This window comes from Bifidobacterium hapali, from assembly GCF_002259755.1.
GTDB classification, from domain to species: Bacteria; Actinomycetota; Actinomycetes; order Actinomycetales; family Bifidobacteriaceae; genus Bifidobacterium; species Bifidobacterium hapali.
On the sequence record NZ_MWWY01000020.1, the window covers coordinates 74,230 to 88,463 of the forward strand.

The 14,234-nt window shown below is 52.7% G+C and carries 11 protein-coding genes; 5 read left to right on the plus strand and 6 right to left on the minus strand.

Features of this window, described 5'->3' with window-relative positions; genetic code table 11:
• The first annotated feature begins 206 nt into the window (after positions 1-206).
• Positions 207-389 carry a hypothetical protein gene (locus tag BHAP_RS12105; protein ID WP_420807710.1) on the plus strand — a complete coding sequence of 61 codons (183 nt, stop codon included), beginning with the start codon at positions 207-209 and terminating at the stop codon, positions 387-389.
• A gap of 56 nt (positions 390-445) precedes the next feature.
• On the opposite strand, the gene BHAP_RS04475 is transcribed toward BHAP_RS12105, so the two are convergent.
• The 5 genes from BHAP_RS04475 to BHAP_RS04495 form a co-directional block, all read right to left on the minus strand.
• Positions 446-1,387 (minus strand): hypothetical protein, encoded by a 942-nt coding sequence (locus BHAP_RS04475; protein ID WP_094729548.1) that lies wholly within the window; start codon positions 1,385-1,387, stop codon positions 446-448.
• Between the two features lie 256 nt (positions 1,388-1,643).
• Positions 1,644-2,546, minus strand: coding sequence for a carbohydrate ABC transporter permease (locus tag BHAP_RS04480; RefSeq protein WP_094729549.1), 903 nt, complete (start codon positions 2,544-2,546; stop codon positions 1,644-1,646).
• Between the two features lies 1 nt (position 2,547).
• Complete coding sequence (locus BHAP_RS04485; RefSeq protein WP_094729550.1) at positions 2,548-3,477, minus strand: carbohydrate ABC transporter permease; 930 nt, start codon at positions 3,475-3,477, stop codon at positions 2,548-2,550.
• Between the two features lie 172 nt (positions 3,478-3,649).
• Positions 3,650-4,999 (minus strand): ABC transporter substrate-binding protein, encoded by a 1,350-nt coding sequence (locus BHAP_RS04490; RefSeq protein ID WP_158216431.1) that lies wholly within the window; start codon positions 4,997-4,999, stop codon positions 3,650-3,652.
• Positions 5,000-5,272: 273 nt separating this feature from the next.
• Positions 5,273-6,265 carry a LacI family DNA-binding transcriptional regulator gene (locus BHAP_RS04495; protein WP_158216432.1) on the minus strand — a complete coding sequence of 331 codons (993 nt, stop codon included), beginning with the start codon at positions 6,263-6,265 and terminating at the stop codon, positions 5,273-5,275.
• Between the two features lie 132 nt (positions 6,266-6,397).
• Here BHAP_RS04495 and BHAP_RS04500 point away from each other — a divergent pair, with 132 nt between their 5' ends.
• The 4 genes from BHAP_RS04500 (at position 6,398) to purD (ending at position 11,806) form a co-directional block, all read left to right on the plus strand.
• Positions 6,398-7,750: a substrate-binding domain-containing protein gene (locus BHAP_RS04500; protein ID WP_094729553.1), complete on the plus strand. Its 1,353-nt coding sequence runs from the start codon at positions 6,398-6,400 to the stop codon at positions 7,748-7,750.
• A 94-nt stretch (positions 7,751-7,844) separates the two neighbouring features.
• Complete coding sequence (purF, locus tag BHAP_RS04505) at positions 7,845-9,353, plus strand: amidophosphoribosyltransferase (RefSeq protein WP_094729554.1); 1,509 nt, start codon at positions 7,845-7,847, stop codon at positions 9,351-9,353.
• Between the two features lie 87 nt (positions 9,354-9,440).
• The gene (gene purM / locus BHAP_RS04510) at positions 9,441-10,487 is read left to right on the plus strand and encodes a phosphoribosylformylglycinamidine cyclo-ligase (protein WP_094729555.1); all 1,047 of its coding nucleotides are present in this window, start codon (positions 9,441-9,443) and stop codon (positions 10,485-10,487) included.
• Positions 10,488-10,534: 47 nt separating this feature from the next.
• A complete protein-coding gene (purD, locus tag BHAP_RS04515; RefSeq protein WP_094729556.1) occupies positions 10,535-11,806 on the plus strand; it encodes a phosphoribosylamine--glycine ligase in 1,272 nt (423 codons plus the stop codon).
• A 120-nt stretch (positions 11,807-11,926) separates the two neighbouring features.
• On the opposite strand, the gene BHAP_RS04520 is transcribed toward purD, so the two are convergent.
• A complete protein-coding gene (locus BHAP_RS04520; protein WP_244569300.1) occupies positions 11,927-13,900 on the minus strand; it encodes an LTA synthase family protein in 1,974 nt (657 codons plus the stop codon).
• Positions 13,901-14,234 lie beyond the last annotated feature (334 nt).

Consider the following 14,234-nt stretch of genomic DNA (forward strand, 5'->3'; position numbering starts at 1 on the left):
CTCAAAAACCAGATCATGCAGATCATAAAGATCAACGCGAGCAGCAGTCCAGCAAGACTAGCAGCAGTAGTCCGGCATACAGGGGCAGCGGTGATAACCACGATTTTCAGAAGGCTACAGATCATCGCGATTCACAGTCCTCGCCTGCATTGCCAACATCTGTGTCAGCGCTGCAAACTACGCACCGATACGATGACATCATCGATATGCCACACCATATTTCGCGATTTCATCCACCAATGTCACATCACAATCGAGCAGCCCAATTCATGCCGTTCGCCGCGCTCACTGGTTACGATCAAGTACTCCTCGACGCGCTCACGCAATTCGAGCAGGCATATGCCACCGCTCCCCCATCATCGCAAGACGCGCTCAACTCCATCTGCTAGCATCCGTTTTAGATTTTACTGAATAGCAGCTACCTCACGAGACATATCTACGATAACTACTGTCGCCAGTCGGTGGTGCCGGAGAAGAAACCACCAAACGATGAAGATGACGTAGCGGCAGACGAGGACGACGGAGCTATTTCGTAGAGTTCAACAATGCGCGGGTCACCTGATTCCGTGGCCATCTTAGTGAATAAACGTTGCGCTTGCCAACGCGACGCACCCCAAATGAGATACCACAGCACGCCGGTGCCAAACACCATCATCGGCAACGCCCAGTGGAATAAGCCGTAGCCGTACGCCACGATTGCCACTACTGCAATAAGCAGAATATATACGCGACGAATACACAGCAGCACAGCGTTGCGCATCACCGACCAATACTTTGCTTTCGGATATTCCACAATCAATACCATTGCGATCGAAAACGCCGCAAACAAGAAGACAAGGCACACCGCCAACGCAGGCGTCACGTACACGCCCCACGACAACTGTGAGAACAACAAAATATTATAGGTGAACGCAAAACCAATCACGCAGCACGTCACACCTACCGCCAATGCGCGTGCAAACAGTCGCGCATATGCTTGAAAATACGGGCGGAACATTGCAACGGCAACATCCTGCCGCACGTAGAGTCCCGCAATCCAGTCTGGCGGAAACCCGTGATGTTCCGCATCATTTTCAGCTTCCATAAACCGCTTGACGCGTACGCGCGAACCACGCGCGAGTAAAGCCGGGTGGTCGCGAAACATTGCATAGAGCGCTGCAACAGACGGCGAAGAAATCGCAGCAGCAGCGAAATATAGCGGCCAATATGTCAGATCGTTGACCATAAGCATAACTATCACGAGCGGCAGTGAGCCGATCAGGCAGCAGATGCCCGATAAAATCATGACCGTCACCGAGTTGACGATATGCATGAACGCATCAGCTTGAAACCATTTATTGGTCGCATCAGGGGAAGCGTTGTTATTACTGCGATCTTCGTTGTTCATACAATCTACCTTACTGCGGATTCGTACTGACGGATTCAATGAGAGCCAGCGTCATATTGATGTGATGCAAACAGTCGCGATAGAAAAAGGTCCGCATGGTGACAGGCACACCATGCGGACCGAATAGTAACTCGTTCGGCCGAAGCAAGGCCGAAGCTAGGCCGAAGCAAGGTCGGAGCCAAGCCAAAGCCAGACCGAAGTCAAGACGGTACCCCGACCGAACGAGTGTGTAAGGAAGAGCCGACCGGAAGGAAGATCAGCCCTTCATGCCGGAGGTGGCAATACCTTCAATGAACTGCTTCTGTCCGAGGAGGAAGACCACCAGAATCGGCAGGATCGAAAGCACAGAACCGGTCATGATCATTGCATAGTCTGCATTGAACTGGCTGATGAAGGTCTTCAAACCAAGCTGAATGGTCTGCAGGTTCTGAGCGCGCAAGTAGATGAGCGGACCCATGTAGTCGTTCCATGTATTGGTGAAGGTGATGATACCGAGTGCTGCGATGGACGGACCAGACAGCGGCAGTACAATACGCGCGTAAATACCGAACTCGCTTAATCCGTCGAGGCGAGCCGCTTCGGCAAGCTCTTCTGGAATCGTGTCGTAGAACTGCTTCATCATGAACACGCCGAACGCGCCGAATGCCTGTAGCAGTATGATCGACCAACGCGTATCAACCAATCCCCAACTCGACAGCATTTTAAACTGCGGAATCATATAAGACTGCCACGGTACGGCCATCGTTGCAATATAAATAAGGAACAGTACGTTGCGGCCAGCGAACTTGATACGAGAGAAGCCGTAGGCGGCGAACGAGCCGGTGAACACCTGTAGGAAGGTCACGATAATCGCGAAGAACACCGTGTTGCCGACCCACAGCAGCATGTCAGACTTGGTCCAAATGTTGATGTAGTTCTCGAAATGCCATACGCTCGGTAGCCACTTGAACGGCACCATGAACACTTCGTTGTTCGGTTTGACGGATGCCAAAAGCATCCAAACGAACGGCAGCAGCGTGAACGCGGCAATCGCAATCATCGCAATATAGCCGATAATGGTACCGACAATCTTAGCTGGGCTGACGGGCTTCTTGTTGAACGGAATATCAGCGGAAGCAGACTTGGCTCCCGCAACCGGGCTGATGCTTGCAGCAGTCATCTTACTTCTCCTTCTTGTTGTTGTACCAGAACTGGATAAGCGTCACGATCATGCAGAGTGCGAATAGTACGAGCGAAACAGTGCCTGAGTAGCCGAAGTCGCTACGGTCGAAGGCGACACGGTAGACGTACTGTGCGAGCATGAGGGTTGCAGTACCAGGGCCACCATCGGTCATGACGAGTGTTAAGTCGAGGATCTTGAAGGACTGAATCGTCAACGTAACCATGACGAAGAACAAAGTCGGTCGCATGCACGGCACGGTGATCTTCCAGAACTGCTGCCAGCTGTTCGCACCATCGATGGATGCAGCTTCGTAGAGTTCGCCTGGAATAGTTTGTAGACCTGCGAGAATAAGGATCATAAAGTAGCCGACTTCACGCCACGTGGCTACGATGATCACCGCGACCATAGCCCACTTGGTGTCACCCATCCAGCCCGGAGCCCAGCCGCCGGTGAAGACTTTAATGATCTGGTTGATCACACCGGACTTGGCATCGAACAACATGTTCCATACCTGTGCGGCTGCGACGATCGAAGTGATGTATGGGAAGAACGCGACAGTGCGGAAGAACGCGCGGCCCTTGAGCTTCGTGTTGAGTAGTACAGCCAGCGCGAAAGCGATAGCGAGTGTAAGCGGAATGTGAACAACCGAGTAGACGATTGTGTTGACGAACGATGCTTGGAAGTTTGAGTCTCGGGTCAGTCTCGCCCAGTTGGTCAGACCGTTGAACTTCGGGTCACCGAATGCGCTCCACTTAGAGAAACCGATGTAGAACAGCTGGAGAACAGGAATAAGAACGAGTACGAGGAAGCCAATGAAGTTCGGGGCAATGAATGCGATGCCGTTGATGAGGTTGCGCCGGCCGATAGCTTTATTGGCTTTGCTGTGGTCTGGCGGCGCAATGGTTGCAGCCGATTGTGCCTGTGTCATAGCTGCAGTGCTCCTTTATATATATGTTCGTATATGGAACAAGTCGGATGAGTTGAACAAAAAGGACATGATGAACGGGGGCCTAGGCTATTTCCTTGCGGGTACAGCCCGACCCCCGTTTCAGTACAGTCGCTTATGAATGAGATCGATATCGAGTTTCGAGGAGTACGTATTACTCGACGACGCCCTGATCCTTCACATCCTGCGTAGCCTTAGCGAGCGCATCGTCAATGCTGGAGGTCTTCGTCATGATTGAAGAGTTAGCGGTCTTGAGCACGTCCTGAATAACATCGGTGCCCTTACCAACCGGGTTCTCAGGGTTGGTCTTGTGATCGGTCCATGCCTTCTTGGACAGGTCATCGGTGGCCATGCCTTCAGTACCGAAGTAGGTGTCAGCGACAGAATCAGAGAAGTAGGCCGGAGTCGTAGCGATCTTGGCGAGTGCTTCGGAGCCCTTCTCGCCGGAAGCCCACTTGACGAATTCCTTGGCGGCGGCGAGCTTCTGACCGGAGATGTTCGCGGAAACAGCCAAGCCGGTCGGATCAGCGAAGGTTACCGGAGTGTCAGACGTGGCGCCGTCCGGGTTCTGCGGGATTGGAGCCATACCCCATGTGAACTTGTCAGCATCGCCGGACTTCTGCTGGCTTACCAGCGTTGCAGCAAACCATGTACCCATCGGCAGCATAGCAGCCTTCTGGGTGCCGAACTGTGCCTGATACTGGACCTTAGTGGAGTTGGAGGTGTTCCAGTCGATGGTCAGGCCCTCTTCCTGCCACTTGAGTGCGCGCTCATAGTAAGGCTTCAGGTAGCTGTAGTCTCCCTTGAAGAAGTCGTCGTACGCACCATCGGTCTGTGCAACCGCGAAGCCTTGTACGACGGACTGCCAGTTGTGCTGGTAGAGCGGGTAGACCGAGTTCTTGTCATAGCCTGCTGCAGGCAGCTTCTCTTTGAGCTCTTCAGCAGCCTTGGTGTAGTCATCCCACGTCCACGTACCGTCAGGAGCGGCCACGCCAGCCTTGTCGAACATGTCCTTGTTGTAGAAGAGCACCCAAGAATCCTGACGGTATGGCATTGCGTAATACTTGCCATCTTCGAGCTTGTACGAGGAGACATCAATGTTCTTGTCACCGTCGTAGCTGGCTGCGATATCCGAAAGGTCAGCAAGGCCGCCCGATTCTGCAGCATACGTGTAGTACTTCTGCAGGTTCTTGATCGGGAAGACATCCGGCTGGCTCTTGCCGGAGATATCAGAAGTCAACTGCTTGTCGTAATCATCAGCGGAGTACTGCTTGATCTTGACGGTGATATTCTTATGCTCGGCCATGAATCCGTCGGCCAGCGTCTGGAACTCCGGTGTGGTGTCGAGCGACCAGCCAGCGAAGGTGATCTCAGTCTTGGCGTTTTCGTCAAGTTCTTCAGTCTTGCCGCCGGATGCGTTGTTGCTCGAACCGCAGCCTGCCAGCATCATCACTGCAGCACCAGCGAATGCTGCGGCCTTGAAAATCGGAGAGACTTTCCTCATGGTGGGTATCCTTTCCTTCCGTTTCAGCATCTGTGCCGAAAACCCACGGAATCACCGTTGTTGGTTTGATCACCACTTAGTGATCACTCTTGCATTCCGTGCTTGATTTTGATTATTCACTGATTGATCGTTCCTGATAGGCGTTTGCCATATTTTTCCATCGTATTGATCATCGATCATCATTGATCAGCAGCAACGTAGTGATCGTTCACAGTGACTGCATTGCTCAGCTGTACCGTTACAATTATTCTGTAATACTCTGCTGTACTGTGATCATTTCGCCGCCGCACAAGTCTCACGCACCAGCATTCGCGTAGGCAACACAACCGGCCGTGAGATACCTACGCTACGATGGCGCACTTGATCAATCAACAGTCGAGCTGACTGCCGACCCATCTCACGCCACGGAATTACCACCGACGTCAGCGACGGCGAAATCAGCGAGCCAAGTTCAATACCGTCAAAACCGATTACTGACACCGAACCAGGCACATCTACACCCCGCTCACGCAGCTCATTGATAAAACCAATCGCCATCAGATCGTTGTACGCAAACACCGCCGTTGTCGGGTTCGCAAGAAACGCTTCAACCGCATTCGCACCACCCTTACCGGTCGGAGCCGACCCATCAATACGACGTAACCGCACCCGTGATGCCGCACACTTGGTATACAGCACTTGCCATCTCGTGCTCTCACTCCACGAAGCTTGTGGGCCAGCCAAATACGTAATTTCACGGTGACCAAGCCCAACCAGTAAATCAACCGCTTCACCAATACCCTTAGCACCATCAGCAATCACCGACTGAATACCACGCACAGTACGGTTCACCATCAATACCGGCTTCGACTGTGCCACTTTGCGAATCGTCGCATCAGAGACACGCGAAGACAGGAAAACAAAGCCATCAGCGTGCGGCAGAGTCAAACTTGCGAGCTTACGTTCAAGCACATTGGCTTCTTCCGTGTCTACGATCATCAGTCCGTATCCACTACGCAAACACTCGTGCTGGATACTGTGTGCAAGATCAGAAAACAACGGGTTACGTAAATCGGCCACAAACGCTGCAATCAAACCACTCGGCTGATCTCGAGTAAACGACTCAACTGTTTCCGCACGATATCCCAGCTCATCAGCGATCATACGAATACGTTTGGCAGTTTCAGCATTCACCCTGCCCGGCTTCGACAGTGCTCGAGACACCGTAGACACAGACACTCCAGCCGCGAGCGCGACGTCATTGATCGTTACTCGTCCTTGAGCCATGTTGAACCTCCTCGACTCGTAATAATCAAGTGTAATGCAAAAAAGTGCAACAACGATCATGAACGAACACAGATGTGCTATGGTGTGCTCTAACTCATGGACGCATGCTGAAGATAGTGTGCGTCGTGCGCAATGCAGCAGCAGGAAAGCGAAGAAGCGATGACCGTTCTCACCGAATCCGCCACTGGCGTCCCCGAAGCCGGCACCAGTGTTGATGATAAAAAGTATTTACCAGCCGAGCGTCAAGATATCATTCTCGGCATGCTTTCACGCGGTATTGTCGTGCGCGTTGACGAGCTTGCTCGAACGCTCGATACGACGCCGATCACCGTTCGTCGCGATCTCAATACGCTCGCCAATGCCGGTCTTATCCGCCGCGTACGCGGAGGTGCGACCGCGCTCGGCGACGACGTGACATCGACAGCATCAGCCATATCGACCGGTGCCTATATTGATCACACCCCCGCGATTGCTCGTCAGCCGCGCAATCAGTCACCAACAGCGCGTCATATTATGCGTCCTGATCTGCGCGCGATACCGGTCGATATGACATCCACACAAAACGTACCGTCATCGCGCGCCTCTCGATACGATGCAACCGCACCACACGAGCTAACGCCAACATTATGCGGCACGATCGGCGTTATGTTCCCCGAACCGAGTTTCAACTGGCCGCTTACGTCGCAAGCGATTGAGAAAGAAGCGTCCGTGCACGATCTTGCGGCTGAAGCACGTTCAACTACCTACGATAACGGCGATGAAGTCGCGATCGTAGAAGATTTGCTCAACGATTCATCAGTGATCGGACTGATTCTCGCGCCAAGCGTACGCATGCAAGGTTCAGATATCTGGCATTGGCTTGCTGATGCGCCAGTACCCGTGGTAATTGCTGAGCGTGAGCCACCGTTCGGTATTGATGGACTCGACATGGTGATGACTGACTATCGCACCGGTGTGAGGCAAGCAGTAGAACTGTTCGTATCGCTCGGTCATCGTCGGCTTGCGCTTGCGCTCACGCATACGCCAGTATCGAATTACATTGAGGATTGTTGGCGTTCGATTACCGGACGGCTGGATTACGTTGAGGGTACATTCGTACGCACCAATGTTGCGCCATATGATTCAGTTGGAGTGGAATCTGTTGCCAAACAGGCACTTGATACCGGTACAACAGCGATGCTTGTACACTCTGATTGGCTGGCCATGTCACTCGCGCAAACACTCGAACGACATGGCGCGAAGGTGCCTGATGATATATCAATCATTTCAGTGGATGGTTATATCACGCCGAATTCGAGGCCACTGACTGCACTGCGTTCGGCACATAAAGAGTTAGGACGCGCCTGCGTTGATTTGCTGATTGCCCGTTATTTGCATCCAGAACGTCCGCCACAACGGGTCATGATTGCACCTGAACTTGTTGACCGCGGCTCTGCGACTGCCACGAGGCAAACAGCAAACGTTGCGCAAAGCGCCGCGCAGTAAATGGCATGCGAGTCCAAAGCAATGTAGCCGGCAATTGGTAGGATGGACCGTTAGTGTAATCCCCTCTCTCCCATGCCTCGGAAGGAGCTTTGGCTTGTCGGCTGAACTCGAAGATATCCACGAAGAATGCGGCATTTTCGGCGTATGGGGTCATCCCGACGCCGCACGACTCACGTATTTTGGTCTCCATGCACTCCAGCACCGCGGTCAAGAAGGTGCCGGCATCGTTTCCAATGATAACGGTCATCTCATCGGTCACCGCGGGCTCGGTCTGCTCACCCAAGTCTTTGGCGATGAACGCGAAATCGCTCGACTCAAGGGAGACAAGGCTATCGGCCATGTGCGTTACGCCACGGCCGGCTCTGGCACTACCGACAATATTCAACCGTTCATCTTCCGCTTCCACGATGGTGACATGGCGTTATGTCACAACGGCAACCTCACCAACTGCCCGTCACTGCGTCGCCATCTCGAAGACGAAGGTGCAATTTTCCACTCCAACTCTGATACCGAAGTGCTCATGCACCTCATTCGTCGTTCCTCCAAGCCAACCTTCATGGATAAGCTCAAGGAAGCACTGAACACCGTGCATGGCGGTTTCGCATACCTACTCATGACCGAGAACGCGATGATCGGTGCGCTTGACCCGAACGGATTCCGTCCGCTTTCGCTCGGTCGCATGAAGAACGGCGCGTATGTGCTCGCTTCGGAAACGTGTGCACTCGACGTGGTCGGTGCGGACCTTGTGCGTAATATTCGTCCTGGCGAGATCATTGTCGTCTCTGATCATGGCTACAAGATCATCCAGTACACGAATAAAACGCAACTGGCGATCTGCTCGATGGAGTTTATTTATTTCGCACGTCCTGATTCTGATATTTACGGTGTGAACGTTCACTCGGCTCGCAAACGCATGGGAGCGCGTCTTTTCGCTGAGTCTCCAGTTGACGCAGATATGGTGATCGGCGTGCCGAACTCGTCACTGTCGGCCGCGTCCGGTTATGCAGAAGCCGCGCATCTGCCTAACGAAATGGGTCTGATCAAGAATCAGTACGTGGCTCGTACGTTCATCCAGCCAACGCAAGAGTTGCGCGAGCAGGGCGTACGCATGAAACTATCTGCTGTGCGCGGTGTTGTTAAAGGCAAGCGCGTAATCGTTATTGACGATTCGATCGTGCGTGGCACAACCTCGAAACGTATCGTCCAACTGCTCAAAGAAGCGGGAGCGGCCGAAGTACATATGCGTATCAGTTCGCCGCCGCTCAAGTACCCGTGCTTCTACGGCATCGATATCTCCACGACGAAAGAGCTGATTGCCGCAAAGAAGTCCGTAGAAGAAATCCGTGACTATATTGGTGCGGACTCGCTTGCGTTCCTCTCACTTGACGGTCTTGTTGAGTCGATTGGATTGGGCGCTGATGCACCGTACGGCGGTCTGTGCGTTGCATATTTCAACGGCGACTATCCGACTGCACTTGACGACTATGAGGATGATTTCCTCAAGTCGCTCACGCCTGAAGATCGCGTGCGACTGCCTGAGTTCGCGCTCTACAAGAGCAAGTACGAGGGCAACGAATACGCGACCGTTACGCCGGCCGAATGATGCCGGCACCCGCATTAATCCGCATTCAATTACACGTATCTGAAATTTCCTAAGAAAAATAGTACGGAACGTACAGAAAGGACCGTCATGCCCACAGCCTATGAGAACGCTGGCGTAAGTGTTGAAGCCGGCTACGAGGTTGTCAACCGTATCAAGGCGCACGTTGCGCGTACCGCTCGCCCGGGTGCCGGTGGCATCGGCGGTTTCGGCGGACTGTTCGATCTTGCTTCACTCGGATATAAGGAGCCGGTACTGGTTTCTGGTACCGATGGTGTCGGTACCAAGCTCATGGTCGCCAAGATGATGCACAAGCATGACACGATTGGTCAGGACTGCGTGGCCATGTGTGTCAACGATATTCTCGCGCAGGGTGCTGAACCCCTGTTCTTCCTCGATTACATCGCCTGCGGTAAAAACGACCCAGCATTGCTTGAGCAAGTTGTCAAGGGTGTAGCTGATGGTTGCGTGCAAGCTGGCGCAGCGCTGGTCGGTGGCGAAACTGCTGAAATGCCAGACATGTATGCTCCTGACGAGTATGATCTGGCTGGCTTTACGGTTGGCGTGGTTGAAAAGTCCAAGATTATTGATGGCACGACGATCGCTGAAGGCGACGTGCTCATCGGTTTGCCATCTTCTGGCATTCATTCCAACGGCTATTCGCTGGTACGTAAGATCCTGTTCAAGGACAATAATTTGAGTGTGGACACCAAGCTGGACGAGCTGGGTGGCGAAACGCTCGGCGAGGAAATTTTGAAGCCGACCCGTATCTACGCCAAGGCGCTCAAGCCGCTGTTCTCAGGTGACAATCTGCTGCACGGTGTTGCACACATCACCGGTGGCGCATTCGTTGAAAAAGTGCCGCGTATTATTCCGGAAGGTCTTGCAGCCGCGTTCGATATCACGAGCTGGAGCGTGCCGCCTATCTTCCGCGTGCTGCAGCGACTGGGCAATGTGGACGAACTGGAAATGTACAACATTTTCAACATGGGTATCGGCATGGTACTCGTCGTCTCCCCCGACAAGGTAGACGAAGTCGAACGTATTCTCGACGCTGAGCAGGAGACGCATTATACGGTTGGTCGCATTGTCAAGGATGTAGATGGCACGCGTGTGCAGCTGCATCGCGGCCTGTGATCACTTCCATTCATCTTCACTACATGTGACGGAAAGGACAACGAACAATGGGACAGAAAGTTCTGGTCATCGGTTCGGGCGCGCGTGAACATGCGATTGCACACGCGCTACTTCGCGGCGGCAGTGTTGACGAAGTCACCGTCGCTCCGGGCAATCCGGGCATGGCGCTTGACGGTATTCGCGTTGTTTCCCTCGGAGCTTCAAACCATGCTGCGCTCATCGATTTTGTCAAAGACAACGGGTACGACTGGGTGTTTGTCGGCCCAGAAGTGCCACTGATCGAAGGCATTGTTGACGCATTCGCAGCCGCTGGTATCAAAGCATTCGGACCGACGAAAGCCGCCGCGCAAATCGAAGGTTCTAAAGACTTTGCCAAACAGCTTATGGCTCGTCACGGTATTCCAACCGCCAAGTATGAAACGTTCGGCGAGTTAGAACCGGCCGTCGCGTATGTGCGTGAACATGGTGCGCCGATCGTTATTAAAGCTGACGGTTTGGCCGCTGGCAAAGGCGTTACCGTTGCGATGGATGAAGATACTGCGATCAAAGCGCTCGACGATATTTTCATCGATCACCGGTTCGGTAATGCTGGTGCCAAAGTTGTGATTGAAGATTATCTCGAAGGCCAAGAATTCTCGCTCATGAGCTTCGTCAACGGCACTGAATTTTGGCCAATGCCAATCTCGCAAGATCATAAGCGCGCGTATGACAACGATGAAGGCCCGAACACTGGTGGTATGGGCGCGTACAGTCCAGTACCACAGATCGGGCAAGATGTGGTGAACACGGCTATCGAAACGATCGTGCGACCCACCGTAGAAGCGATGGCGGCTGAAGGCACGCCGTTCACCGGCATTCTCTACGCTGGCCTTATCGCCACTCAAGATGGTCCAAAAGTTATCGAGTTCAACGCCCGCTTCGGAGATCCGGAAACGGAAGTAGTACTCCCCCGCTTGACCTCCGACCTAGGCGCTGGTATCAACGATATCCTCAATGGCGTGGCTCCAACCTTTACGTGGAAAACCGATGGCGCAACCCTCGGCGTCGTGCTCGCCTCCAAGGGATATCCAACGCACGTCATCAAGGGCGCACCCGTTCCTACCATTAATGTTGGCACTGAATCACATGTCTACTATGCCGGCGTTGCCAGCGATGCAAACCACGGACTCGTTGCCGACTCTGGCCGCGTGCTCCTTGTTGAAACCTCCGCGGAATCGATCAAGGCCGCGCAGGATAAGGTCTATGCAATCCTCGATCAGCTCGACACGCGTGGACTGTTCTATCGCCACGATATCGGCGCCAAAGCGTTGAATGGGTGAGCACGGAGCGCCTTCTGCGTTGCTCCTCGGTCGACGTGCTGTCAGTGACAGAGACGCGGCTCCCCTTGTCAGGGAGCCGCGTCTTTGTTTCGCTGACAGCACGACCTGCAACTTGGCAGTCTACGGCAGATCCATGAAACCAGTGGATTTCAGGTAATTCTTACCGGCAGTAATGTCGTATTGAATCAACCGGTAATCAGCAAGCAGTTGTTTCGTTTCCTCGTCGAAATCCGCCTCAGCCATTGGCTGGCCATTGGCATCAAGGTAGATATTCTGCCCCTCAGGAATACGATCCCATCCCTGAATCGAATTCACCACTGGCGGTTCCATCGCAGCAATTTTCGCATGCATCTGCGTCAAAAACGCCAAATACGGCGACACCTTCGCATTCATATGCTCAGCAGCCTGCGCAACAAAGAAGTTCGGTGACGAATACGCAGCATCGTCAATCTTCTCACCAGCCGACGTACTCGCCTTATTCGACCAAATAAAATAATCCGTCAAATGCAAAGCCAACGAATTATTCGTATCCGCGCTCGCCGTCTCATAAATGCCCGGCAAATGGTCGCCATAAAACACGACAGTCACCGGCTTATCGAGTTTGTCAAGCTTATCTAAGAACGCAGCCGTCGCCTCATCTGTCAGGCTTGCACCCTTCTGATACGTCTCAATCGACTTGGTTTCATCACTATCCAGCGGATTCGCCGGATCGCTCGACGTAGCCGTAAAGTCGTTATTCTCATACCAGTCGTTATATGGCATATGGTTCTGCATCGTGATGATTTGGATGAACTGATTCTCATCAGTTGCAGAGATTGCTTCGAGCGCAGATCGATACGTTGCTTCATCAGACACATATGGAGACTCATCAATCTTATCCTGATACTTGATGATGTCATTGCCTTTACCGTCACCAGTCAACGTGTAAAAATGCGAGAAGCCAAACTTCTGATAGTTTGTTTCACGCGAATACATGGACGACTCGTACGGATGGAACGCTTCCGAGAAACTCGCAGCACCCCACATTTGGTTAATCGTCGGCGTCCAATGCTCACTCGGCACCAACTGCTGGTACGGACTGGTCAACGACGAGTCAAAATTCGCCATACTCATACCAGTTAATCCCATGTATTCGAGATTTGCGGTACCACCACCGTAACCAGATGAGAGCATCAGGCCAGATGTCGTACTGTTCTTAATTGCACGAATCTTCGGCATAGAATCCTTGTTGACCGTCAATCCCGGCACGCGAGACGGATCGGAGAATGATTCGCTCAGTACGTAGATAACCGTCGAATCAGTGAGATTCGCCGATCGTGACTCGTTGATCGTATCCGCTTCAGCCGCATACTTTTGCGCAAGCGCGGTCATCGTCTCTTCACTGTAGTTCGCAGGCTTGTCCATAATACGCGGGTTCAACTGTCGCGTGAACGAGACGAGCGGACCGTTACGCTGCGCGTCGTACACGGAATCCCACATACTCGGCTTGTCGCCCATTACTGTGGCGAATGATTTTGCCCACGAGCCGACCGTGCTCACCTGCATCGTGTACACGGTGAAGAACATGCCGGGCACCAAGATAAGTAACAGTCGAACAGTAATACCAAGCCCAATATGGTCGAATCGAATTAGTCGACCGTTACGACCATCCATACGATACAGCAGATAACAAATGATCACGATACCAACAAAAATCGCGCTTGCTAAGATAATCGTCCAGTGGGCTCCCGGTGGCATAAAGCTCAGTAGATTACTCTTATCTGCTTTAAGAAAGTTGAGGTCGCTCGGTAACACAGCTTCGTAGCGAATCTGCACTTTGAAATGCTCAACTACAGCAATAATGATTGCAATCGCTAGAAAAATCGGTGTAGCAATCCAAAATCGGTTAATCAGCATCAGCAGCGCAAGATAAACAATACCCCACAGCAGTAAGTTGAGAACAAGAACGAAATTGTGATCAGTCCACATTTTCGTAACGAATCCCCAACCAACGGTTGGACTCGAAAGTTTGACGCGCGTACTTTTCAGTGAGACACCCCACTGCAAGATGGCGACCGCTGCAAGATCGAACAGTACGAAGAACATTGCGTACATCCATCCAGCAAACGGCGTGCTGCGGAATTTGAACCAGCGGCGTTCGTTACGTTCCGCTCGCTTATCGGCCTCATCGTTCGCCTCAGTAAGCTCAGTATTTCCTGTATGCTCAGGATCAGACAAGTCGGCTACATCAGTTTGTGAGCGCGCTACATTATCGGCTCGTTCGCCTTTGCGCACGATCCTCAGTTCCTCAATGTCTTCAATATCATCGTTCATAGTGTGTCGGATGTTCTCGTTCGTCATACCTTGCACTTCACGGTTGGTTCGTTTTTCTAGCCGACTGCACGGCCCTTAGCCCAAGCAACATGCCGAGCACATCGCTTTTATTGTC